General features: G+C 63.9%; 19 protein-coding genes, 1 tRNA gene and 1 pseudogene. 10 read left to right on the top strand and 11 right to left on the bottom strand.

The features are described from left to right. Positions 1 to 15 precede the first annotated feature (15 nt). Complete coding sequence (galE, locus tag EJ069_RS19930; RefSeq protein WP_095819620.1) at positions 16 to 1,011, bottom strand: UDP-glucose 4-epimerase GalE; 996 nt, start codon at positions 1,009 to 1,011, stop codon at positions 16 to 18. 332 nt (positions 1,012 to 1,343) lie between these two features. Here galE and hemA point away from each other — a divergent pair, with 332 nt between their 5' ends. Further along, positions 1,344 to 2,621 carry a 5-aminolevulinate synthase gene (gene hemA, locus EJ069_RS19935; protein WP_126062767.1) on the top strand — a complete coding sequence of 426 codons (1,278 nt, stop codon included), beginning with the start codon at positions 1,344 to 1,346 and terminating at the stop codon, positions 2,619 to 2,621. A 215-nt stretch (positions 2,622 to 2,836) separates the two neighbouring features. On the opposite strand, the gene EJ069_RS19940 is transcribed toward hemA, so the two are convergent. Next, complete coding sequence (locus EJ069_RS19940) at positions 2,837 to 4,003, bottom strand: pyridoxal phosphate-dependent aminotransferase (protein ID WP_126062768.1); 1,167 nt, start codon at positions 4,001 to 4,003, stop codon at positions 2,837 to 2,839. A gap of 102 nt (positions 4,004 to 4,105) precedes the next feature. Beyond that, positions 4,106 to 4,528, bottom strand: a complete 423-nt coding sequence (gene mscL / locus EJ069_RS19945) for a large conductance mechanosensitive channel protein MscL (RefSeq protein ID WP_126062769.1) — start codon at positions 4,526 to 4,528, stop codon at positions 4,106 to 4,108. Positions 4,529 to 4,870: 342 nt separating this feature from the next. Here mscL and EJ069_RS19950 point away from each other — a divergent pair, with 342 nt between their 5' ends. Beyond that, on the top strand, positions 4,871 to 8,356 hold the full coding sequence (locus EJ069_RS19950) for a PAS domain-containing hybrid sensor histidine kinase/response regulator (RefSeq protein WP_189475892.1): 3,486 nt from the start codon (positions 4,871 to 4,873) through the stop codon (positions 8,354 to 8,356). A 15-nt stretch (positions 8,357 to 8,371) separates the two neighbouring features. Here the strand turns inward: EJ069_RS19950 and EJ069_RS19955 are convergent, their stop codons facing one another. Beyond that, the gene (locus EJ069_RS19955) at positions 8,372 to 9,007 is read right to left on the bottom strand and encodes a TetR family transcriptional regulator (RefSeq protein ID WP_126062771.1); all 636 of its coding nucleotides are present in this window, start codon (positions 9,005 to 9,007) and stop codon (positions 8,372 to 8,374) included. 84 nt (positions 9,008 to 9,091) lie between these two features. Between EJ069_RS19955 and EJ069_RS19960 the strand changes: the two are divergent. Continuing rightward, positions 9,092 to 9,743, top strand: a pseudogene (locus EJ069_RS19960) (O-methyltransferase). A 105-nt stretch (positions 9,744 to 9,848) separates the two neighbouring features. Then, a complete protein-coding gene (locus EJ069_RS19965) occupies positions 9,849 to 11,105 on the top strand; it encodes an MFS transporter (protein WP_126062772.1) in 1,257 nt (418 codons plus the stop codon). A gap of 92 nt (positions 11,106 to 11,197) precedes the next feature. Here the strand turns inward: EJ069_RS19965 and EJ069_RS19970 are convergent, their stop codons facing one another. Then, positions 11,198 to 11,857, bottom strand: a complete 660-nt coding sequence (locus EJ069_RS19970; RefSeq protein ID WP_126064815.1) for a response regulator transcription factor — start codon at positions 11,855 to 11,857, stop codon at positions 11,198 to 11,200. Positions 11,858 to 12,043: 186 nt separating this feature from the next. Further along, a complete protein-coding gene (locus tag EJ069_RS19975; protein WP_126062773.1) occupies positions 12,044 to 12,475 on the bottom strand; it encodes a hypothetical protein in 432 nt (143 codons plus the stop codon). 111 nt (positions 12,476 to 12,586) lie between these two features. On the opposite strand from EJ069_RS19975, the gene EJ069_RS19980 reads away from it, so the two are divergent. From EJ069_RS19980 to EJ069_RS19990, 3 genes are read left to right on the top strand one after another with little or no spacing between them, the layout of a single operon-like run. Next, positions 12,587 to 12,934 (top strand): DUF952 domain-containing protein, encoded by a 348-nt coding sequence (locus EJ069_RS19980; RefSeq protein ID WP_189475895.1) that lies wholly within the window; start codon positions 12,587 to 12,589, stop codon positions 12,932 to 12,934. Beyond that, positions 12,931 to 14,004 (top strand): quinone-dependent dihydroorotate dehydrogenase, encoded by a 1,074-nt coding sequence (locus EJ069_RS19985; protein ID WP_126062774.1) that lies wholly within the window; start codon positions 12,931 to 12,933, stop codon positions 14,002 to 14,004. Before EJ069_RS19980 ends, EJ069_RS19985 begins: the two co-directional genes overlap by 4 nt. A gap of 29 nt (positions 14,005 to 14,033) precedes the next feature. Continuing rightward, the gene (locus tag EJ069_RS19990) at positions 14,034 to 14,996 is read left to right on the top strand and encodes a cysteine synthase family protein (RefSeq protein WP_126064817.1); all 963 of its coding nucleotides are present in this window, start codon (positions 14,034 to 14,036) and stop codon (positions 14,994 to 14,996) included. 37 nt (positions 14,997 to 15,033) lie between these two features. Here EJ069_RS19990 and EJ069_RS19995 read toward each other — a convergent pair whose 3' ends face one another. Beyond that, positions 15,034 to 16,365: an MATE family efflux transporter gene (locus tag EJ069_RS19995; RefSeq protein ID WP_245456208.1), complete on the bottom strand. Its 1,332-nt coding sequence runs from the start codon at positions 16,363 to 16,365 to the stop codon at positions 15,034 to 15,036. Between the two features lie 187 nt (positions 16,366 to 16,552). Here EJ069_RS19995 and EJ069_RS20000 point away from each other — a divergent pair, with 187 nt between their 5' ends. After that, on the top strand, positions 16,553 to 17,455 hold the full coding sequence (locus EJ069_RS20000) for a histone deacetylase (protein ID WP_126062775.1): 903 nt from the start codon (positions 16,553 to 16,555) through the stop codon (positions 17,453 to 17,455). 11 nt (positions 17,456 to 17,466) lie between these two features. Here EJ069_RS20000 and EJ069_RS20005 read toward each other — a convergent pair whose 3' ends face one another. Then, on the bottom strand, positions 17,467 to 17,736 hold the full coding sequence (locus EJ069_RS20005) for a DUF6460 domain-containing protein (protein WP_245456210.1): 270 nt from the start codon (positions 17,734 to 17,736) through the stop codon (positions 17,467 to 17,469). Between the two features lie 136 nt (positions 17,737 to 17,872). Between EJ069_RS20005 and EJ069_RS20010 the strand changes: the two genes are divergently transcribed. Next, positions 17,873 to 17,946: transfer RNA gene (locus EJ069_RS20010), tRNA-Gly, on the top strand. A 633-nt stretch (positions 17,947 to 18,579) separates the two neighbouring features. On the opposite strand, the gene EJ069_RS20015 is transcribed toward EJ069_RS20010, so the two are convergent. The 3 genes from EJ069_RS20015 to EJ069_RS20025 form a co-directional block, all read right to left on the bottom strand. Continuing rightward, positions 18,580 to 19,686: an acyltransferase gene (locus tag EJ069_RS20015; protein ID WP_189475900.1), complete on the bottom strand. Its 1,107-nt coding sequence runs from the start codon at positions 19,684 to 19,686 to the stop codon at positions 18,580 to 18,582. A gap of 517 nt (positions 19,687 to 20,203) precedes the next feature. Then, positions 20,204 to 20,542, bottom strand: coding sequence for a protamine-2 (modular protein) (locus EJ069_RS20020; RefSeq protein WP_126062778.1), 339 nt, complete (start codon positions 20,540 to 20,542; stop codon positions 20,204 to 20,206). A gap of 105 nt (positions 20,543 to 20,647) precedes the next feature. Next, entirely contained in the window at positions 20,648 to 21,637 is a 990-nt protein-coding gene (locus tag EJ069_RS20025; RefSeq protein ID WP_126062779.1) for a LysR family transcriptional regulator, read from the bottom strand. A gap of 294 nt (positions 21,638 to 21,931) precedes the next feature. Between EJ069_RS20025 and chvE the strand changes: the two genes are divergently transcribed. Next, positions 21,932 to 23,002, top strand: a complete 1,071-nt coding sequence (gene chvE, locus EJ069_RS20030; RefSeq protein WP_042641271.1) for a multiple monosaccharide ABC transporter substrate-binding protein — start codon at positions 21,932 to 21,934, stop codon at positions 23,000 to 23,002. The last annotated feature ends 46 nt before the right edge of the window (positions 23,003 to 23,048 follow it).

Below are 23,048 nucleotides of genomic sequence, written 5' to 3' on the forward strand. Positions count from 1 at the left end.
CCTTGGCCCAAAAGGTCAGCTTCTCACGGAATTCTTGCCCGTCAGGATGCGCTCCCAGGCCAGCGCATCATTGACGATCAGGTCGAGATCGTCGCGCTGCGGCGTCCAGCCGAGCTCCTTGCGGGCAAGCTCGGAATTGGCGACCACGGCAGCGGCGTCGCCGGGCCGGCGATCGCCCATGCGGACATCGAAGTCATGGCCGAAGGCGCGGCGCACGCTGTCGATCACCTCGAGCACCGAATAGCCGTGGCTGTAACCGCAATTGGCGACGAGGCTTGTGCCGCCGGCGCGCAGCCGCTGCAGCGCCAGCCGGTGCGCGGCGGCGAGATCGCTGACATGGATATAATCGCGCATGCAGGTGCCGTCCGGCGTCGGATAGTCGGTGCCGAAGACCTGCATGAAGGGACGCTTGCCGAGCGCGGTCTCGCAGGCAACCTTGATCAGATGCGTGGCGCCGGGCGTCGACTGCCCGGTGCGGCCCTTCGGGTCGGCGCCGGCGACGTTGAAATAGCGCAGCGCCGTGTAACGGATGTCGTGCGCCAGCGCGGCATCGCGCAGCATCCATTCGCTCATCAGCTTGGAGAGGCCATAGGGCGATTCCGGCGCAAGCCGCGCATCCTCGCGCACCGGCTCCAGCCCGGCGCCGCCATAGACGGCGGCGGTGGAAGAGAAGATGAAATGCGGCACCCCCTCACGCACTGCTGTCTCGATCAGCGTGCGGGTCTTGCAGGTGTTGTTCTCGTAATAGCCGAGCGGATCGGCGACCGATTCCGGCACCACGATGGAACCCGCGAAGTGGATGATGGCGTCGACCTTGTTTTCGCGGATGATCCGGCCGACCAGGTCTCGGTCGGCGACGTCGCCGACGACGAGCTTTGCTTCCGGGGCCACCGCCCATTCGAAGCCGGTGGAAAGCCGGTCGAGCACCACGACGCTCTCGCCGGCGTCCAGCAACTCCCAGACCATATGGCTGCCGATATAACCGGCACCGCCCGTCACCAAAACCGTCATCTTCTACCTCGCTGATCAAGATTTATCGGAAACTGTCTCAACAGCCCCCGTGCTGGAAACCCCGCCGCAAGCCCGTTAAAGTCCATGTCGTTCCCCCAAAACCGCTGTACACGTTTGGGCGATATGCATTGGCCTCCCTCTAACGTTAAGTCGGTAACAGTTCCTCCCGTCCGAGGCATCGTACTGAAACAAATCTGCTTCAAACAGCCGGGAATAGGCCACGATCCGGCATCGTTAGGAACAGGGTAAAGGCGTGGCATTTTGACCGGTTGGGCGCGGTGGACGCGGCATGGGGCAGTGACTATGATCCGGCCCAAAATTGGGAAGTCGACATGAATTACCAGCGGTTTTTCGAGGATGCGATCGACCAGCTCCACGCGGAGCGGCGCTACCGCGTCTTCGCCGACCTCGAGCGCATGGTGGGCAAGTTCCCGCGCGCCATCTGGCGTTCCAACGGCCGGGCCCAGGAAATCACCGTCTGGTGCTCCAACGACTATCTCGGCATGGGCCAGAACGAGGATGTGATTGCCGCCTTCCAGACCGCGGCCGGCAAGATGGGCTCGGGCGCCGGCGGCACCCGCAACATCTCCGGCACCTCCAACCCGCTGGTCGAGCTGGAGCGGGAGCTCGCCGACCTGCATGACAAGGAGGCAGGGCTCGTCTTCACCTCCGGCTTCGTCTCCAACGAGGCCTCGATCTCGACCATCGCCCGGCTTTTGCCCAACTGCCTGGTGCTCTCCGATGAGCTCAACCATGCCTCGATGATCGAAGGCGTGCGCCGCTCCGGCGCGGAAAAGAAGATCTTCCGCCACAACGACGTCGCGCATCTGGAAAGCCTGCTGCAGGCGGCAGGACGCGAGCGCGCCAAGCTGATCGTGTTCGAGAGCGTCTATTCGATGGACGGCGACATCGCGCCGATCAGGCAGATCGTCGAACTGGCCGAGCGCTACAACGCCATGACCTATATCGACGAGGTGCATGCGGTGGGCATGTACGGACCGCGCGGCGGCGGCATCACCGAACGCGAGGGCCTGGCCGACCGCATCGACATCATCGAGGGCACGCTGGCCAAGGCCTTCGGCACGCTGGGCGGCTACATCACCGGCACCAGCGCGGTGATCGACGCGGTGCGCTCCTATGCGCCGGGCTTCATCTTCACCACCGCGCTGCCGCCGGCGATCGCGGCGGCCGCCACCACCTCGATCCGCCACCTTAAGCGCTCGCAGGCCGAGCGCGACGCGCAGCAGCGCCAGGCGGCGCGCACCAAGCAGGTGCTTGCCGCGGCGGGCCTGCCGGTGATGGACTCGGCCACCCATATCGTGCCGGTGCTGGTCGGCGACCCCGAGCTCTGCAAGATGGCGAGCGACCGGCTGCTTGGCGTGCACGGCATCTACATCCAGCCGATCAACTATCCGACGGTGCCGCGCGGCACCGAGCGGCTGCGCATCACGCCGACGCCATTCCACTCCGACGCGCTGATCGCCGAATTGCAGGACGCGCTGGTCGAGACCTGGGATGCGCTCGGCATCCCCTATGCCGGCTCAGGCCGCCCCGCCGTCGCCAAGACCGATCGGATCATTCCACTGCTGGTGCCGAAGTCAGGCGGCTAATTGCAGGTGTCGGGCGCGGGCCGCACTCCGCCTGTCGCTGTTTCTCGTTCTCCAACGCTGCGACGCTCCCAGGTCACGGCATGGATTCTAGGGCGAAGCAAGGAGCGAAGCGACGCGCGCAGACCCTAGAATCCATTCCGTTACGTCTGCCTAAGAACGAAGCGGTGCAGAAAAGGGTTCGGAAACAACCACTTCCCGCCCGGTCGCGACGAACCTCACACCGTCTTCATCCATTTCGCCAGGCGATGCGCCGCTTCCTCGAGCTGATCGAGGCGGCGGTGGAAGCATAGTCGGAGGAAGGCGTCGCCGCCGGGACCGAAGGCGGTGCCGGGCGCCAGGCCGACATTGGCGTTGTCGACGATGTCGAAGGCCGCTTTTCGGGAATCGGTGAGACCGTCGACCCTGAAGAACAGGTAGAAAGCGCCCTGCGGCACGGTGAAACGCGCCTTGCCTGTTTCGCCGAGAATGCCGCAGACGAGGTCGCGCGCGGCATGCGCGCGCTCCACCTGTTCGGTGATGAAGCCGTCACCCTCGTCGAGGGCGGCGACCGCGCCGCGCTGCATGAACTGGGCGACGCCCGAGGTCGAGTACTGGATCAGGTTCTCGAACACCTGCTGCAAGGCGGGATGGGTCTTGATCCAGCCGACACGCCAGCCGGTCATTGCCCAGTTCTTGGAAAAACTGTTGACGAACAGGATGCGGTCCTCGGGCGTGGCGACCTCGAGGAAGGACGGCGCGCGGCCATGGCCGTAGTGGAACAGCGAATAGATCTCGTCGGCGATGATCCACAGGCCCTTTTGGCGGGCAAGATCGAGAATCGCCTGGAGTGTCTCTTTATCGGCTGTCCAGCCGGTCGGGTTGGAGGGCGTGTTGATGAACAACAGCTTGGTGCGCGCAGTGATCGCGGAGGCGATCTTGTCGACGTCGCAGGACCAGCCATTGCCGGACTGGTCGAGCGTGACCGGCACCGGCACGGCGCCCGCCACGCCGGCGGCCGCGGCGAAATTCGGCCAGGCGGGAGAGAGGTAGATCACCTCGTCGCCGCTGCCGGCGATGGCGTCGATGGCCAGCTGGATGGCATGCATGCCAGAGCCGGTGACGATGAACGCCTCCTCGGCGAAGGTCTTGCCGAAATGCCTGGCGTAGTAGCGCGCGAGCGCCTGCCGGAGCTCGGGAATGCCCTTCTGCCAGGTGTAGAAGGTCTCGCCATCAGCGAGCCCGCGTGCGGCGGCATCGCTGATGAAGGAAGGCGTCGGAAGATCGCCCTCGCCGGCCCAGAGCGGGATCAGCCCTTCGCGCAGGCGACCATGGTTGATGACGGCGACAATGCCGCTTTCGGGCGCGGCGCGGGCTTCGGCGCGCAAGGTGTCGATAAGGCTCATGGGCAAAATCCGTGTTCGTGTCGTCAGCGCTCTTACCAGATCGCAAACGGAAAACCCCGGCCGCCGGGGGCCGGGGTTTTGGTCCAGAGCGCCCGCTCTGCGTTACTTCTTGGCGAGCAGGTCGCGGATTTCGGTCAGGAGTTGCACATCGGCCGGCGGCGGAGCCGCGGCGGGAGCCGGCTTCTCGCGCTCCAGCCGCTTGCGCAGATTGTTCACCGCTTTGACCATCAGGAAAATGATGAAGGCAAGGATCAGGAAGTTCAGCACGACGGTGATGAAGCTGCCATAGGCGAACACCGCGCCCTCCTTCTTGGCGTCAGCCAGCGTTGCCGAATGGACGTTGGAGGACAGCCCGAAGAAGTAATTGTTGAAGTCCAGCCCGCCGAAGATCGCGCCGACGATCGGCATGATGATGTCGTTGACCAAGGAATCGACGATCTTGCCGAAGGCAGCGCCGATGATGACGCCGACGGCCAGGTCCATCACATTGCCCCTGGAAATGAACTCCTGGAATTCTTTCAGCATTCGACCCTCCTTGCCGTGGCGGGCCGCTCTGCCGCCTCACCAGTTGTCCTTCGGCGCCGACCCGGGCCTCACAATAACAAAAACCCACGGTTGCAAAACCGGAAAAACAATGAAGGCACCGGTTTGTGTCACGCATCGTCATCAGCCGCATATGCGCCGAAAGCCGCGATGGACTTGGGCCCCGAGCTGTGGTTGCGTCAGGACGGTCTAGCGTTTCATCGAGATGCCCGGCCGCTTTGGGTATTTGTTCAGACGCAATTCCGGACGGCAAATCGGCTGGTATTTTTTCGGAATTGGTTGGGCAGGCCGGGTGGGAGACCGGCCAGGGAGGAAGCACGGGCCGTGCAAGGCTGGTTCGTCGTCATCATCGCGATCGCCTATGTGACGCTGCTTTTCGCCATTGCCAGCGTCGGCGACCGGCGCGCCGTCGCCACCGGGCTCGGCCGGGCGCGGCCGTTCATCTATGCGCTCAGCCTGGCCATCTACTGCACCTCCTGGACCTTCTTCGGCTCCGTCGGGCTTTCCTCCGAGCGCGGCCTCGAATTCCTCGGCATCTATACCGGCCCGGTGCTGGTCTTCGTGTTCGGCTTCCCGCTGCTCAACCGGCTGGTTCGGCTGGCGAAGAGCGAGAAGATCACCTCGATCGCCGACTTCCTCGGCGCCCGCTACGGCAAGAGCTTCACCGTCGCGGCGATCGCGACCTTGATCGCCACGATCGGCGCGGTGCCCTATATCGCGCTGCAGCTCAAGGCTATCTCGGGCTCGGTGAGCCTGATGATCGAGCACTATACCGGCTCGCCGCCCTCTTTCGATCCGTTCGTCAGCGACATCTCGCTGGTGGTGGCGATGCTTCTGGCGCTGTTCGCGGTGCTGTTCGGCACCCGCCATGCCGACGCCACGGAACATCAGGACGGGCTGGTTCTGGCGGTTGCGGTCGAGACCGTGGTGAAGCTTGCCGCATTCATAGCCATCGGCCTGATGGTCACGTTCCTGATCTTCGGCGGCCCCGGCGATATGTTCGCCAGGCTCGCCGCGAACGGCCAGGTACGCCAGGCGATGAGCTACAACACCTCGCTGGCCACCTGGCTGGTGCTGACGGGCTTGAGCGGCTTTGCCATCCTGATGCTGCCGCGGCAATTCTATGTCACCATCGTCGAGAACCGAAGCGAGGCGGAACTGCGCACGGCGACCTGGCTGTTCCCGCTGTATCTCGTGGCGATCAACCTCTTCGTGCTGCCGATCGCCTTTGCCGGCCTGTCGCTGGTCGGCACCAAGACCAGCAGCGACCTTTACGTCCTGTCGCTGCCGCTGCTCGGCGGTCATGACGTGCTCGCGATGGCCGCCTTCGTCGGCGGTCTGTCGGCGGCGACCGCCATGGTGATCGTCGAGAGCGTCGCGCTGTCGATCATGATCTCCAACGATCTCATCATCCCGCTGTTCGTGCGCCGGGTGCTCAAGACCAGCGCCTCGGAGAACGAGGATTGGTCAACACTGATCCTCAATGTGCGCCGCGCCTCCATCTTCATCATGCTGTTCATCGCGTTCCTCTATTACCGCGAGAGCACCAACAGCGTGCGACTGTCCTCGATCGGGCTGATGTCGTTTGCCGCGATCGCGCAATTCGCGCCGGCACTGATCGGCGGCCTGATCTGGCGCCGCGCCAACGGCCGGGGCGCCGCGCTCGGCATGGTCGCGGGCATCGCTGTCTGGGGTTACACGCTTCTTCTGCCTTCGCTCGCCGGCCCCGGTTCCGACATCGTCGTCCACGGGCTGTTCGGCTTCGAGGCGCTGAGGCCACAGGCGCTGTTCGGCACCGTCGGCGAGCCGCTGAACCACGGCGTGCTTTGGAGCCTCTCGGTCAACGCCCTGTTCTTCGTGCTGGGGTCGCTGTCGCGCGCGTCGGTGCCGCTGGAGCGCATCCAGGCGGCGATCTTCGTGCCGCGCGAGGCCGGCCCGATGCCAAGCCTCAGGCGTTTCCGCACCGCCGTCACCGTCAACGATCTCAAGGACACGATCTCGCGCTATCTCGGCGTCGAGCGCACGGAGCGCTCCTTCCAGTCCTTCGAGAAGAGCGCAAGCGTCTCGCTCCACGGCAAGGAGCAAGCGAGCATGGATGTCATCCGCTTCTCGGAGCAATTGCTGGCAAGCGCTGTCGGCTCGTCCTCGGCGCGGCTGATCCTGTCGCTGCTCTTTCGCCGCAACGACCACGATTCCAAGGATGCCTTCAAGCTGCTCGACGACGCCACCGAGGCGCTGCAGCACAATCGCGACCTGCTCCAGATCGCGCTCGACCAGATGGAGCAAGGCATCACCGTCTTCGACCGCGATTTCCGGCTGATCTGCTGGAACCGGCAATACCGGCAGCTGTTCGACCTGCCGGACGAGATGGGCCAGGTCGGCGTGTCGCTCGACCGGATCCTGCGCCATCTTGCCGAACGCGGCGATATTCCGGCTGACCAGCGTGTTACGATGCTCAACCGACTGACCAGCTTCGCCGGGCCATGGCAGATGGAGCTGAAGACCAGCGGACGCATTCTGGAGCTGCGCTCCAACCCGATGCCCGACGGCGGCATCGTCGCCACCTATGCCGACATCTCGGGCCGCGTCGAGCAGGACCTGGCGCTGAAGCGGGCCAATGAATCGCTGGAACAGCGGGTCAAGACCCGCACCATCGAGCTCACCCGGGTCAACGAGGAGCTGGCGCAGGCGCAGATGCTGGCCGAGGAGGCCAATCTCGGCAAGACGCGCTTCCTCGCCGCCGCCGGGCACGACATCCTGCAGCCGCTCAACGCGGCGCGTCTCTATTGCTCGTCGCTGATCGAGAAGGCCGGCAAGGGGCCGGCCGGCAACGCGGCCATCAACATCGAATCCTCGCTGGAATCGGTCGAAACCATCCTTGGCGCGGTGCTCGACATCTCGCGGCTCGACGCCGGCGCCATGAAGCCCGAGGACACCGCCTTCAACCTCGGCGGGCTGCTCAGCCAGATCGGCAATGATTTCCGCCCTTTGGCCGCCGAAAAGAAGCTCGACCTCAAGATCATGCCGTCCTCGCTCGGCGTCATGACCGATCGCAACCTTTTGCGCCGGCTGATCCAGAACCTGGTCTCGAACGCCATCAAATACACGCGCAAGGGCCGCATCCTGGTTGGAGTGCGGCGGCGCGGCGAACTGGCCGAAATCCAGGTGATCGACACCGGCATTGGCATCGCCGGCGACAAGCTCAACACCGTCTTCCACGAGTTCACACGCCTCGACGAGGGCGTACGCGAGGCAGAAGGCCTTGGCCTGGGGCTCTCCATCGTCGACCGCATCGCGCGGGTGCTGCGGCTCGAAATCCGCATTTTCTCGAACCCGGGCAAGGGCACGCGCTTTTCCGTCATCCTGCCGGTCGCGGAGGTCGCGGCGCCGCCGCGCGAGATCAGCAAGGCCCCGGCCCGCTCTGCGTCGACGCTTGCCGGGCTCAATGTGCTCTGCATCGACAATGACGCGCGCATCCTCGACGGCATGCGGCTGCTGCTCGAAGGCTGGGGCTGCCATGTCGAGACGGCTTCGGGATCGGGAGAGCTCATGCGGCCCGGCGCGGCGAGGCCGGACGTCGTGCTTGCGGACTATCATCTCGATGGCGGCACCGGGCTCGACGCGATCGCCAGGTTGCGCGCCGCCTACGGCCAGGACCTGCCCTGCGTGCTGGTCACCGCCGACCGCTCCAGCGAGGTGCGCGCCGCCGCAAGCCAGCTCGACATTCCGGTCGTCAACAAGCCGGTGAAGCCGGCCGTGCTGCGCTCGATGATGGCAAGGGTCAGGCCGCTGGCGCCGGCCGCGGAGTGATTTTATGGGCTGCTCTCAGCCGCGATGGCCGAGACTTTTGAGGTAGGCGCAGAACATGTCGGCGAGCGCGTCGGAATAGGCTTCGATCTCGCCGTCCGTCCGCTCTTTTTCCGAGAAATCCGCTCCCACGGCGCTCAGCGTCTTCATGATCAGTTCGCCGGCCAGAGCGCGGCCGGAATCCGGCGCGTCAGGAAGGGTCTCGCGCATGAAGGCCTCGACGGTCCGGTTCGCCGTCGCCCTCGCCTCCTGCGCCTCCGGAGCATCCCGGTAGAGCGGCGCCGCGTCATTCAGCGCGCCGCGCACCGCCGCCTCCGCGCATTCCGAGCGGATGAAGGCACAGACCAGCGTCCTTATCCGCTCGAGCGGCGACAGCTCGACGTTTTCGAGGATGCCGCACAACAGCTCGGTCGTCTGGCGCCATTCATCGCTCTGCAGCCGGAACAGCAGCGCCGCCTTGTTCGGGAAATACTGGTAGAGCGAGCCGACGCTGACGCCGGCCTTTTCGGCGACGCGCGTCGTGGTGAAACGTTGCGCCCCCTCGCTCGCCAAAACCTGAGCAGCTGCCTGGAGAATGGCCGCGACAAGCTCCGTGGCGCGTGCCTGTTTGGGCTGTTTTCGGGTGGAAATTGAAGGACTTGGGCGAATGATCACGGACGCGCTCGGAAATGCGAATTGGAAACCTGAAGGATTATTCGTATTTTTCGAGGCAGCACAAGAACCCGTCCGGAGACAGTCATGACCACCTTGACCACAACCCCTTTGGCCCCGCTGCTCGCCCGCCTGTTCAAGGAAGCTGATGCGGCGACCAGCCCGGCGATCGCCCGGTACTCGCGCGAGGAACGGACGCGCCTCATCCACAGCAAGACCGAATATCGCCAGTTCTATGGCAGCCTCAAGGACCTGTGGCTCGCGGTCTCGCCGGAGACGGGCACGCTGCTCTACATGCTGGCGCGCAGCACCGGCGCACGCATCATCCTCGAATTCGGCACCTCGTTCGGCATCTCGACGCTCTATCTTGCCGCCGCGCTCAGGGACAATGGCGGCGGCCGCCTGATCACGACGGAATTCGAGCCGTCCAAGGTGGTGCGGGCCAAATCCAACCTGACTGAAGGCGGGCTTATCGATCTGGTGGAGATCCGCGAGGGCGACGCGCTGGAAACGCTGAGCAAGGACTTGCCCGATCGGATAGACCTCCTGCTGCTCGACGGCGCCAAGGCGCTCTATCCGCAGATATTGAGCCTGGTCGAGAGCCGGGCCCGGCGCGCTGGTCATCGCCGATAATGCCGATTTCTCGCCCGACTATCTGGAACGGGTGCGCGCGCCAGCCGGCGGTTACATGTCGACGCCGTTCGGCGACAACGTTGAGCTGTCGATGCGGCTCAACTGAACACGTTCCAACAATAAACCCCTGCTGTCCGTCAGGCAGCCGTAGGCGTTTACGTCAACCAACGCGCAATCCCGGCCTTCGGGCCTTTGACGCGTAGGTGGCATCATGACCATTCTTCCATCCTCCTGGCGCGGGTTGCCGCGCCCGGCGCTGCTCGGCCTCTTCCTGTTCTTCTGCGCCGGATTCGCCGACGGCGCGCTGGTGCCCTTCTTTCCGCTCTGGGCGAGCGGCGAGGCGAACGTCCCGATCGGCGCGATCGGCCTCTTGTTTACCTGCTACGCCGGCGGCGAGCTCGTCGCCGCGCCGTTGATCGGCGGCATCGCCGACCGGATCGGCCGGCGGCCGGTGCTGATCCTGTCCTCGCTCGGCGTCGGCTGCGGTTTTGTGGCGCTGTTCTTCGTCCATGGCGTCGTCGCCACCGCGATCGTGCTGCTCCTGACCGGCATGTGCGAGTCGGTGCTCCACCCGACCATCCTCACCGCGATCGCCGACGTGACCGAGCCGCCCGCGCATCCGCGCTGGTTCGGCATGGCAAGGGTGAGCTCGAGCGCCGGGCAGATCCTCGGCCCGGCCTGCGGCGCCCTGCTGGCGCTCGTTTCGCTCGGCAGCGTGTTCCTGGCCGGCGGCGGCATGCTCATCCTTGGCGGCATCGTCATGCTCGTCGCCTTCGCAGAAACCCACGGCAGCGGTCGTGCCGAAGGCGAAGCGGAGGAAGAGGACGGCCTGTCGGCGCTGCTGCCGGCTTTCCGCGACGGCCGCCTGGCGAAGCTGCTCGCCTGGGTCGTTCTGTTCGAGATTTCCGGCAACTGGATCGAGGCCGTCATCCCGCTCTATGCGCAGGATGCCGGCACGCTCAGCCCGTCCGGTGTCGGCGCGCTGTTTGCCTACGCGGCCGCCCTGACGGTCGGTTTGCAGATGCTGGTCAGCCGCTTTGCCGAGACGCGACCGGCTCTTTGGCTCGCAGCCGGCGCCGGCATCTCGACCATCGCCGCTTTTGCGCTGCTCGCGGCCTCGCCGGCGATGTTGTCGCTGATCGCGGCGGTCAGCCTATGCGCCGTGGGGCAGATGCTGGTCGGGCCGCTGGTGCCAACCGCCGTCAACGCGCTGGCGCCGTCGGCGCGGCGCGCGTCCTACATGGCGGCCTCTTCCGTCGCGGTCGACCTCAAGGACTCGCTCGGGCCGTCGATCGGCACCGCGCTCTATGCGCTGGCGCCGCGCCTGCCCTGGATCGCCGGCGTTCCGCTGGTGGCCATCGCCTCTCTGGGTCTCGGCGCCGCGATCGGGCGAGCTCGAAATCCTTCAAGCCCGACTGAGGACGACGCCTCGTCGCAGTTGGGTTCCGCCGTCGAAAACTATCGCTGACGGGCGCCAACGACCGACCCGGCGCGAAGCGGCCGCATCATCGCTTCGCGCTGGTTAGTCGGGATGAAAGCTTTCGCCTGAGGTGCTTGCGGTCAGCCAACCGGCTGCAACGGGTCATTGCCGATCTTGGACAGCTGGATGACTGCCTGGGTGCGGCTGTCGACGCCGAGCTTTTGCAAAATGGCCGAGACATGGGCCTTGATGGTGGCCTCGGAGACGCCGAGCTCATAGGCGATCTGCTTGTTGAGCAGGCCTTCCGCCAACATGCCGAGCACCCGCGTCTGCTGCGGCGTCAGCGCCTGCAGGCGCTTGATCAGGTCGGAGATTTCCGGGTCGCGCTCGACGCCGAGCTCGATGCCGGCAGGGGCTGCGATATCGCCGGCGAGCACGGCCTGCACCGCGGCACGGATTTCTTCCATGCTGGCCGATTTGGAGATGAAGCCGGAAGCGCCGAGATCGAGGGCGCGGCGGATGGTGACGGGATCGTCATGCGCCGACACCACGACCAGCGGCACCGCCGGATGGATGCCGCGCAGCGCAATCAGGCCGGAGAGGCCGCTGGCGCCCGGCATCGACAGATCGAGCAGCACCATGTCGATATCCTCATTGGCCAGCACCAGAGCCTTGGCGCTCTCGAAATCCCCGGCCTCATGAATGGCGGCAACGTCGCCGGTGCCGGCCAGCGCCTCCTTCAGCGCGCCGCGAAAAAGCGGGTGATCGTCGGCAATGACGAAAGTGTGGCCCGACGGCAAATATTCCTCCCCCGATCCCATCATCATTTTCGTGCTTCTTGCGGGGACCGGAATGATTATGCGGCGACGCGGCGCTTTTTCAAGCGGCAAAGGCCGCGCGCGGGATTTTCCCCAACGGTTCGGCTCCTGTTTGCGCTATTCCGGACGGAAAACCGCTGTGCACTTTTGCTGGAATTGCACGCCGGTTCAGGTCTTCTGGTTCAGCTTGCCGCCGTCACCGTCTTCCTTGTCCATGTCCTTGACGATGTCCTTGAAGGTGCGGAAGAAGCGTTCCATGTAGCCCATGGTCCTGTTGAAATCCTCTTCGCTCGGCAGTTGCGATTCCAGCCGGGCGGAGAGCGAATTCTCCAGCTTGGCGACCCTCGCATCGAGGGCCTTGACCGAATTGTCCAGCCGGTCGATCTCGTCCTGGTAGGCGGCGCGCTCGTCCGCTGCAATCTTGCAGACGAGCTGGCCAGTGCGCTCCTCGCAGATCGACATGGCGCCGGTCCTCGTATCCATGCGGACATAGCCGTTGGCCGACTTCTCCAGACGGTAGTGGTCGGTCTCCTCGGAATAGGCGGAAGCGGCAACCAACGAGCAAAGCGCCGCGGGGATCAGGATGTGCTGCAGACGCATATCTTCCTCCATGAGCGAGTGAAGGCCGGCTATCACAGGTTTGCGCCGGAAATGGGGAAGAGTCGAGCTTCAAGCCTTCCCCGCTCCTTCGGTTCGGACTATAGCGCGGGAATGTCTCAGATTATCTACAAGATCGCCCCCGAGGCGCTTTGGCGCGAGGCCGAAAAAAACGGGCGCTTCACCGGCGCGCCGATCGACATCGCCGACGGCTTCATCCATTTCTCCACCGCCGCGCAGGTGCGCGAGACAGCGGCCAAGCATTTCGCCGGCCAGACGGGCCTGCTGTTGATCGCCATCGACGGGGAGAAGCTGGGGGACGCGCTGAAATACGAGGTATCGCGCGGCGGCGCGCTGTTCCCGCATCTCTACGCCCCGCTCGACCTCGATGCCGTCCTTTGGGTCAAGCCTTTGCCGCCCGGCGCCGGCGGCCACGACTTCCCGGCGCTGGAGGGCGAATGAGCGTGCTCGACCGGATCGGCCAGAAGCTGCTTTTCTCCTTCGATCCGGAAACCGCGCATGGCATGTCCATCGCGGTATTGCGCTGCGGGCTGCCGGTCGGCGCGGCCGCGCCACGCGACGCGCGGCTCAGGATCAATCTCTGCGGCCTCGACTTCCCAAATCCGCTCGGCATGGCCGCCGGCTACGACAAGAACGCCGAAGTGCCGGACGCGCTGCTGGGGCTTGGCTTCGGCTTCGCCGAGGTCGGCACCATCACGCCGCTGCCGCAACCCGGCAATCCGAAGCCGCGCATCTTCCGCCTGACGGCGGATGAAGCGGTGATCAACCGGCTGGGCTTCAACAATGAAGGTCATGCGGCGGCGGAAAAGCGGCTTGCCGCGCGCAAGGGGCGGCCAGGCATCGTCGGCGTCAACATCGGCGCCAACAAGGACAGCGCCGACCGCATCGCCGATTACGAGCGCGGCGTCGCGCGCTTCGCCTCCTATGCGAGTTATCTCACCGTCAACATCTCCTCGCCCAACACGCCGGGCCTTCGCAACATGCAGGCCCGCGAGCAGCTTGGCGAACTGTTGTCGCGGGTGATGGCAGCGCGCGCCGCGGCCGCTGCGCAGCCGCCGGTCTTCCTCAAGATCGCGCCGGACCTGGTCGAAGCGGAACTGGAAGACATTGCCGCCGAGGTCGCCGAGAAGAAGATCGACGGCGTCATCGTCTCCAACACGACGCTGGCGCGGAGCGGATTGCGGAGCGGCGGCGTGGCGGATGAAACCGGCGGTCTCTCGGGAAAACCATTGTTCGAGCGTTCGACCGCGGTTCTGGCCCGGATGCGCAAACTGCTTGGACCGCAGATGGCGATCGTCGGTGTCGGTGGCGTTGACTCCGCCGAGGCCGCATTGGAAAAGATCCGCGCTGGCGCCGACCTCGTCCAGCTCTACACCGGCATGATCTATGCCGGCCCGGCGCTGCCCGGGCGCGTCGTGGCCGGCATGGCGCGGTTCGTGGAGAGGGAGCGGCTCAAATCCATCGCAGAGCTGCGCGACACCGGCTGCGCAAGCTGGTCGGAACGGCTCTGAGGGTTCCCACCGCATCAGGAGGACAGATGATGGCCGAGGTTCTGAGTTCCGTCGCGGACGCGATCGGTGGAACACCACTGGTCCGGCTCGACAGGCTGACGGCGCAGGCAGGCGTCGACGGCACAATCCTCGCCAAGCTGGAATATCTTAATCCGGGCTTTTCCAAGAAGGATCGCGCGGCGCTTGGAATTATCGAGGAGGCCGAAAGATCCGGCGCCATCAAACCGGGACAAACAGTGGTCGAGCTTACCTCCGGAAACATGGGAACGGGGCTCGCGATCATCTGCGCCGTCAGGGGTTACCCTTTCGTCGCGGTGATGTCGAAGGGCAACTCCGAAGAGCGCGCCCGCATGATGGCGGCACTCGGCGCGGAAGTGATCCTCGTGGACCAACTGCCGGGATCGGTGCCGGGGCAGGTCTCGGGTGGCGATCTGGCGCTCGTCGAGCAGGCCGCCAGAGCGGTGACGGCGGAACGAGGGGCCTACCGCGCCGACCAGTTCCATCGCGACGGCAATTGGCTTGCGCATTATCACGGGACCGGACCGGAAATCTGGGACGCCAGCCATGGCGCCGTTGACGCATTCGTCGACTTCATCGGCTCGGGCGGCACCTATGCCGGGGTGGCGAGGGCGCTCAAGGAACGCAATCCCCTGATCAAGTGCTTCATCGTCGAGCCCGAAGGCGCTGCGGCGGCCGCGGGCGAGACGGTCACCCAACCCGAACACCCCATTCAAGGCGGCGGCTACGCCATGCCGGATCTGCCGTTTCTGAAAAACGCGCCCGTCGATGGCTATCTTCAGGTTTCCGGCGACGCGGCACGCGAGACCGCGCGCCTGCTGGCGCGCAGCGAAGGTATCTTCGGCGGCTTCTCGTCCGGAGCGAATGTCGCCGCCGCGCTGCGTCTCCTGCACGGCGAACAATCAGGCAAGACGATCGCTGTCGTGATTTGCGACTCCGGACTGAAGTACCTCTCGACCGACCTCTGGAGCTGATAAACGCCGGCGCTCGACCGGAGCCGAACAATCGGGGTTAAAACGCCGTGCGCACCCTGAGTCTCAGCACCGCAAGCAAGCTCACTCCCCGCACCAGCAGGAACACATGCAGCGACGCCCATAGCCCGTTGTTTCCGAAAGCCGGCGCCAGCGTGATCAGCGCGGCGCTAAAGACGAGGAATGACAACAGCATCATGTTGCGCATGTCGCGCGACCAAGTGGCGCCGATGAAGACGCCGTCCATCTGGAAGGCCAGCACGCCGCTCAGCGCCGTGAACGCCGCCCAGGGCAGATAAAAGTCGGCGACTTCCCGGACCTCGGGCGAGGTCGTGACCAGCGCCACCAGGCTCGCGCCAGCGGTCAGCAGGATAAGGCTGGCGGCGGCTGCGAGGCCAAAACCCCAGATCAGCGTCAGCCGCACCGCCTGCCGGAAGGGAGCAGGCGCCTGCGCGCCGATGGCGCGGCCGGCCAACTGCTCGGCGGCAGTGGCGAAGCCGTCGAGGAAATAGCCAGCGATCAGGAAGAAATTCATCAGCACGGCGTTGGCGGCAAGTGTCACCGTGCCGAACTGCGCGCCCTGCCTGGTGAACAGCGCAAAAGCGGCAAGCAGCGAGAAGGAGCGGATCATGATGTCGCGGTTGAGCGAAAGCATGCGCCGGTACGCCGGCAAATCGAAGATGCGGCGGCGCGACGGCCGCTCCAGCTTGCGGAAGCGGTTGAGCACGATGGCAAGGCCAAGCAGCATGGCCAGGAACTCGCCGGTGACCGTCGCCCAGGCGACGCCGGCGACGCCCCAGCCGAGCTCGAGGCCGAGCAGGAAGCAGAGCACGATGTTGATGCCGTTGAGCACCGCCTGCAGCATCAGTCCGAGCCCGCCCTCGCCGCGCCCCAGCACGTAGCCCAGTATGGCGTAGTTGATCAGCGAGAAGGGCGCCGCCAACAGCCTGATGCGGATATAGACCGACATCGCAGCGCTGACGCGCGGCTCGGCGCCCATGAACCATTGGCCGGCGACGGCAAAGAGCGGCGCAAGTGCCGCAAGGATGACGCCCGCGGCGACCGCGATCAGCACGGCGCGCCACAGCACCGCCTGCTCTTCCAGCGCATCGCCGCGCCCGAAGGCCTGGGCGACAAGGCCGGTGGTGCCGGAGCGCAGGAAGTTGAAGGTGGTGAAGACGACGTCGAAGACCAGAGATCCCGCCGCCAGGCCGCCGAGCAGGGCCGCGTCGCCGAATTGGCCGACCACCGCCGTGTCGACGATGCCGAGCAGCGGCGTCGTCAGATAGGCAAGCGTCATCGGCACGGCGATCGCCAGCACCGAGCGATTGGTGACGGCGAAGGACCTGACATTGGCTTGAGTCGCGTCCAAGGGGATTGCTGCCTGTTTGATTGCGGCTTGATCGAGGACCCGATGTGCCCCAGTTTGCCCGCCTCATGCAACCATCATCCGCCGGGCTGACAACCGAATTTTCTGTTGTTTTTACGCAATTCCGGACGGAAAACCGTTTCACACTTTTCCTGGAATTGCTCCAGACTTGGCTCAGGCCTCCCGATCCATGCCGCCGCAGATCGTCCATCACCCCGACTATGACGCTGGCTTCGCCGTCAACCATCGCTTTCCGATGAGCAAATATCCGCTTTTGATGGAGGCCTTGCGCATGCGCGGGCTGGCCGCGCCGGGCGCGCTTTCGATGCCGGAACCGGCGCCGGCATCAAGATTGAAGCTTGCCCACGCGGCCGAGTATGTCGACCAGGTGATCGCCTGCCGGGTGCCGGAGAAGATAGAGCGCGAGATCGGCTTTCCCGTCGGCCCGCGCGTGTCGCTGCGGGCTCAGCTCGCCACGGCGGGCACCGTGCTGGCGGCCAGGCTGGCGCTAAAACACGGCATCGCCTGCAACGCCGCCGGCGGCAGCCATCACGCGAGGCGGGCGCAAGGCGCCGGCTTCTGCACCTTCAACGATGTCGCCGTCGCCGCGCTGGCGCTGCTGGCCGAGGGCGCGGTCGAAAACGTGCTGATTGTCGATCTCGACGTGCATCAGGGCGACGGCACGGCGGACATCCTGAAGGACGAACCGCGGGCCTTCACCTTTTCCATGCATGGCGAGCGCAACTACCCGGTGCGCAAGATCGCTTCCGACCTGGACATCGCCTTGCCGGACGGCACCGGCGACGACGCCTATCTCGACCGGCTCGCCGCCATCCTGCCGGAACTATCCAGGCAAAGGCATTGGGATATCGTCTTCTACAATGCCGGAGTGGACGTGCATGCCGAGGACAGGCTGGGCCGGCTGGCGCTGAGCGACGATGGTCTTCGCGCCCGCGAAGACATGGTGATCAGCCATTTCCACAGGCAGGGCGTTCCGCTGTGCGGCGTCATCGGCGGCGGCTACTCGACCGACGTGCCGACGCTGGCCGCGCGCCATGCCATGTTGTTCGAGGCTGCCTTCCGATATGCGTGACGCCGCACTGGCTATTTCCTGTAGCTGGCGATCCGGAGCAGGATGAACACGGGAACGACGATCGCGGCGCCGAGCAGGATATAGCCGAGGAACCGGTCGATAGCGTGGAAGCCGAGATTCCACAGATCCACGAAGAACTGGCGGATGCCGTAGAACACGTCCATCGGCGACCAGCCGAAGGCATGCATGACGAGACCGACGAGGAAGGAGACCACGAGCAGCATCAGGAACACCCTGAGCGGCGTGTCGCCAAGAAAGCGCGTCAGTGCGGACAAGGCCATTCTCCGGTTCGAGCCGCCCGATTCGGCGGCGCGGTATCAGAGATACGCATTCGACTGAACGGCATCAAGCAATGGAGCCACCAGCTCCGTTTTGTCGATTGCTTGAAGCGGCGCCATCATGGTAACGAGGGCTCGCGCGGGTATGATGTAATGGTAGCCTGTCAGCTTCCCAAGCTGAACGCGCGGGTTCGATTCCCGCTACCCGCTCCAGCTTGTGCCGAAAGGTCTGAGCTTGCCTTTGACCTCGCTGAGACTAAGCGGTTTTACAGGTAGCTTTACAACTTGCGTTCTCGATTTCGGCCTCGCCTCGCCTAGCTTCGCTTCTCGAACCATCTAATGTAGCGGCGATAGATAGCGCCAGCGTTCACTGGCTCACGGGGCCGAAGTGGCACTGATTGCGGCTTGGCCATGCTGTATTCCACCGGCTTTCGTCCGTCGCAAATCTCCTTCAGATTGCTGACGAATAGCGACACATCGCCAAAATAGTTCGGATACATCTGGACCAACTTATTGATCTTCCCGACTTCCACCAAGACGACCTTGTCATCGTCCTGGCCGGACGCGAACCGGAATTCCGCCTCTCCAAGCTCTGGGTGGCCACGATGATACTATCGTATCCTTCAACCATAACCGTGTGGTCTTTCCGGTACCGGATCCGGAAATATTTCCCGGCGTCGTAGCGATTGGTTTCCGCCAAGTGCTTGGCTTTTTTTGATGTTCTCAAGCACACTGGTAGTGCGTAGCTGTCGATTGAGTTCGCGCAACTCTTTCACGCGATCGTCGTGGCCAGCCATACCGTCGACGATCGGGCACTCCTCGGCATAGGAAAATTCGGCTCCTGCGTCAAAGGTTGACGAAACGCTTGGTGGCAATGCCGTCTGGCGAGCCGCGATTCCATAGCCGACGCTTCATGGAGGCGACGAACGGCGCATCAAGGCATCTATAGAAGATTGTGCCGCCGAAACCGCTCGCAATCAGCATCACCAATGTCGTGGCGGCCAACCCGATATTTGAGGCGGCGATACCCGTTGCAATAGCCAGCTTCCCGATGAACTGGAGAATAAAGGGATGGATGAGGTAAATCGCATAGCTCGCGTCGCCCTGTCTCATCAAAAAACCGCGCCCGACGGTCAGTCCGCGCCGCTCCAACCCTACCGCAGACACAACCAGCAATGCCGCGGCGACGATCACGATTACATGACCTGCGGATGTTTTCGTGACATCTGGAAGCGTGTCGACAGTCGCAAGGCCCAGCACCGATATTGCCATCAAACCGAATGCCGCGAAACATGTCAGCGATATGCGGGCCTCCGAAACATGGATAAGTATGCCGAGCATGAACGCCAGGAGCAATTCCGAGAATAAGTATCGCAAGTATGCGTCGGATGAATACTGCCCAAAGATCATAAGCACCGAAAGAACAAATAAGACCGACACCTTTCTGTATATAATTGGTTTCAGATAGAGTGTTAGGAAAAATATGAAATAGAATAACATTTCAAATTCGAGAGTCCAGCCGACAAAGAGGATCGGCCGCAATATATGACCGGCGGCATCCAATTCGGGTAGAAAGAGCAGCGAACAGAGAAAGTGTTCTAGGTTGATGTCATGCAGGCCAAAAAGCGTGAAGCCGGTTTGGACGATGGCCACCGCAAACAAGGTCAGCAGCCAATAACTCGGGACTACTCTAAACAGTCGGTTTTGAATAAATCGTGACGGAGAAATCCCCGAAATATCGGTTGTCTTCGACATGATGTAGCCGCTTATCACGAAGAAGATTTCAACGCCGGTGGCGCCGATGTTGATGGACACAGGTGCCCGGCCAACGCCGATGTAGTGGTCGTAGCTGAAAATTATGTGATGGATGACGACGCCATACGCCGCAATTGCCCGCAACGCCTGGATGTTGGCGTTGACAGCGATTGTTTCTTTCCTGTCGGGGCTAGCCACCAAGTCCCTCGCCGAACTTTTGCCACTCAGCGCGGCGAGACGGGTTCAGTTCGACAATTGCAGCATCCTCAAGGCGGCGCAATTCAGTCTTTTGGTTGCCGACCGCCAAACGCCATTGAAGTCCTTGCGCGGCCCGGCGCTGTCTGTGACGCCACCAGATTCTCGGCGCCCAGGAACCGGCGGACGAACTTCAACCGATCGCGGGGACGTATGCGGCCGAACGATACCGCTCGATCCGCTTCGATCGTTTTACAGATTCCCGGTAACCTATGGATTTGGTTTGGGACGATTTTGCTCGGCTTCATGGCAAGCAATTGGAATCCCGACGAAAGGGCTAGCTTCCCAAGCTGAACGCGCGGGTTCGATTCCCGCTACCCGCTCCAGTCTCCCAACCTGTTTGCTTGAATGTCGTGGGGCGCTGCTGCGCGACGCTGGCAGGTCTCCGAACACGGGATCGGGTCTAGCACTGATCATGCAAGACCCGACCACGTCACTCAATCCTTAACCGGCGCCTGAACTACAGCCAGATGTTGATCCAGTAGCGCTCGCGCCAGCAGCGGCGGCGCCAGCGGCCATGACGCCAGTAGCGGCGGCAGACGTGTCTCCAGCCACGCCGACGGCGGCGTCTGCGGCGGCGCCAGTACCAATCTCCGTGATGGTGACGCCGGTGGGAGACCAGCTCCACTTCGGCCGGATCGTCGCCTTCGAAGACCGCGTTGTCCGGCTTGTCGAGTTCGTCCAGGATCCCGTTGCCACCGGGAATGCCGGCAACCGCCTTGCCGGGTCCGGCCAGGCTTGCAAGTGCCGCCGCCCCCGCAACGCCAAGCATTCCAGTCAGAAACAACCGACGTTCCATCAAAAACCTCCCAAGCTGTTGAGCCTCGGCAGCTCTTTCCTCACCCGCAACGGGCTGCAGCGAGCGACCGATCGGTTTGAACGTAGAAGTAGCGTTCTCGTTCCATCACCCCACCTCGCGCAAGATGAAGTCGTGCAGCATTTTCGCGGCCGGCGAGAGCACGCGGTTCTTGACCGTGATCAGGCTGTAGGGCCGGACCTCGATATCGAACTCGGTCTGGACCACGTCGATGGCGCCGGCCAGCCCGTCGGCCCCTTGGATGAACCTGGCTACCTGGATCGAGACCGGCGCGATGGCGTCGGACTGCGCCACCATCACCAAAGTAAGCAGCAGCGACGAGGTGTTGAGGATGCGGTCGGGCAGCGCGATGTCGCGGTTGAGAAAGTTGCTTTCCATCGCCTGGCGCAGCGGCGAGCCGCCGGACTGGAACACCCAGTCATAACCCGCCGTTTCCTCCAGCCGCACCATCTTGCCGCTCGCCAGCGGGTGGCCGCGGCGTACGATGAGGCAGGCCTTCTCGACGCCGATGACGCGCGATTCGAAGAGCCGCGGGTTAAGGTCGTCGGGAATGCGCGCGATGATGAAGTCGTGGCGCGACGCGATCAGCTCGCGGGCGAGCACGTTGGAGGTCTCGACCTGCATGGTGATCTCGATGCGCGGATAGATGCGGCGGATTTCGCGAATCGCCGGCACGGCCAACTCGATTGCCGGCGCCGTCACCGCGCCGAGGAACACGGCGCCGCCCTTGCCGGCCTTGAGCTCGGAAATCTCGCGATCGGCCTCGCGCATTTCGAGCAGGATCGAGCGGGCGCGCCGCGCGAGCGCCTTGCCATAAGGGGTCAGCGTCACGCCGCGCGGCAGCCGCTCGCACAATCTGACGTCGAGCACGGCCTCCATCTCGGCGATCATGCGCGAGGCGGCCGGCTGCGAGATGTTCATGACCTGCGCGGCCGCGCTCACCCGTCCGTGATCATCCAGCGCGGTGATCATGCGCATGTGGCGGAGGCTCAGGCCGCTGCGCAGCAGCGTCTCGCCGTCTCCCGGCGACTTCTCGTAACCTCCTGAAATCGCACCGAAATCTTGCATTGCCGCCATGATCCTGAACCTTCCCAGCGGGTTTCCTTCAATCCTCTTAAGCTATATCAGTTTCGGTATAGCAACCACCGAAGATCGCATTTGACAGTTATGTCAAAGGGCCACACCCTTCGCGCGTTCCGAGGCGCAGGGGTCGGTAACGAGCGAATTCGTATCGATTGAAACTGCGTCGCGGGGCCGATTGGGAGGATACCGGAGATCGATAAAGCCGACAGAGGCGCGCCAGCGCATCTGCTCGACTGCGCGGCCCGCGAAGCCCCGAGGTGTCGCGTCCATCAACCAGGGAGAGTAATCGTGAAGATCATCAAGACACTGGCCGCCGTCGCGGCCCTTGGCGTCGCCGCCATGACCTATTCGGCACACGCGGCCGACAAGGGCCTCATCGGCGTGCTGATGCCTACCAAGACCTCGCAGCGCTGGATCAACGACGGCGATGCCGTCAAGTCCCAGCTCGAGAAGCTCGGCTACACCGTCGACCTGCAATACGCGCAGGACGACATCCCGAACCAGCTCAGCCAGCTGGAAAATGAAATCACCAAGGGCCCGAAGGCGCTGATCATCGCCTCGATCGACGGCACCACCATGGCGGACGCGCTGCAGAAGGCCAATGATGCCGGCGTGGTCACCGTCGCCTATGACCGCCTGATCAAGAAGACCCCGAATGTCGACTACTACACCACCTTCGACAATTTCGGCGTCGGCGTGATCCAGGCGAATTCCCTGGTCAAGGGCCTCAAGGAGCGCTTCCCAAACACCAAGCCCTGGAACGTCGAACTCTTCGGCGGCTCGCCGGACGACAACAACGCCTTCTTCTTCTACAACGGCGCGATGTCGGTCCTGCAGCCGCTGATCGATGACGGCTCGATCAAGATCAAGTCCGGCCAGATGGGCATGGACAAGGTCGGCACGCTGCGCTGGCTCGCCGCCACTGCCCAGGCGCGCATGGACAATTTGCTTTCGGCCAACTACTCGGACGGCAGCCGCGTCGATGGCGTTCTGTCGCCTTATGACGGCCTTTCGCGCGGCATCACCGCCTCGTTGCGCGCCGTCGGCTACGGCACGGACGCTCAGCCCTGGCCGATCGTGACCGGCCAGGACGCCGAGACCGCCTCGGTCAAGCTGATCATCTCGGGCGAGCAGTATTCGACGGTGTTCAAGGACACCCGCGAGCTGGCCAAGTCGACCGTGGAGCTGGTCGACAAGGTGCTCTCGGGCGGCAAGCCCGAGGGCCTCGACACCAAGACCTACAACAACGATGTCAAGGTCGTTCCCTCGATCCTCCTGACGCCGGTCGAGGTCGACAAGTCGAACTACGAGAAGCTGGTCGTCGACTCCGGCTACATCAAGGCCGAAGAGCTGAAGTAATCCGGCTTGAAAACGAGGGGTCCTGCGCGGCCGCAGGGCCCCCTTT

Origin of the sequence: Mesorhizobium sp. M2A.F.Ca.ET.043.05.1.1, assembly GCF_003952445.1 — a bacterium.
Classification (GTDB): domain Bacteria; phylum Pseudomonadota; class Alphaproteobacteria; order Rhizobiales; family Rhizobiaceae; genus Mesorhizobium.

What these genes read in the sequence shown, in the direction of transcription:
- galE (WP_095819620.1), bottom strand. Translation starts at nt 1,011, where the DNA reads ATGACGGTTTTGGTGACGGGCGGTGCCGGTTATATCGGCAGCCATATG.
- hemA (WP_126062767.1), top strand. Translation starts at nt 1,344, where the DNA reads ATGAATTACCAGCGGTTTTTCGAGGATGCGATCGACCAGCTCCACGCG.
- EJ069_RS19940 (WP_126062768.1), bottom strand. Translation starts at nt 4,003, where the DNA reads ATGAGCCTTATCGACACCTTGCGCGCCGAAGCCCGCGCCGCGCCCGAA.
- mscL (WP_126062769.1), bottom strand. Translation starts at nt 4,528, where the DNA reads ATGCTGAAAGAATTCCAGGAGTTCATTTCCAGGGGCAATGTGATGGAC.
- EJ069_RS19965 (WP_126062772.1), top strand. Translation starts at nt 9,849, where the DNA reads ATGACCATTCTTCCATCCTCCTGGCGCGGGTTGCCGCGCCCGGCGCTG.
- EJ069_RS19975 (WP_126062773.1), bottom strand. Translation starts at nt 12,475, where the DNA reads ATGCGTCTGCAGCACATCCTGATCCCCGCGGCGCTTTGCTCGTTGGTT.
- EJ069_RS19980 (WP_189475895.1), top strand. Translation starts at nt 12,587, where the DNA reads ATGTCTCAGATTATCTACAAGATCGCCCCCGAGGCGCTTTGGCGCGAG.
- EJ069_RS19985 (WP_126062774.1), top strand. Translation starts at nt 12,931, where the DNA reads ATGAGCGTGCTCGACCGGATCGGCCAGAAGCTGCTTTTCTCCTTCGAT.
- EJ069_RS19990 (WP_126064817.1), top strand. Translation starts at nt 14,034, where the DNA reads ATGGCCGAGGTTCTGAGTTCCGTCGCGGACGCGATCGGTGGAACACCA.
- EJ069_RS20000 (WP_126062775.1), top strand. Translation starts at nt 16,553, where the DNA reads ATGCCGCCGCAGATCGTCCATCACCCCGACTATGACGCTGGCTTCGCC.
- EJ069_RS20005 (WP_245456210.1), bottom strand. Translation starts at nt 17,736, where the DNA reads ATGGCCTTGTCCGCACTGACGCGCTTTCTTGGCGACACGCCGCTCAGG.
- EJ069_RS20020 (WP_126062778.1), bottom strand. Translation starts at nt 20,542, where the DNA reads ATGGAACGTCGGTTGTTTCTGACTGGAATGCTTGGCGTTGCGGGGGCG.
- EJ069_RS20025 (WP_126062779.1), bottom strand. Translation starts at nt 21,637, where the DNA reads ATGGCGGCAATGCAAGATTTCGGTGCGATTTCAGGAGGTTACGAGAAG.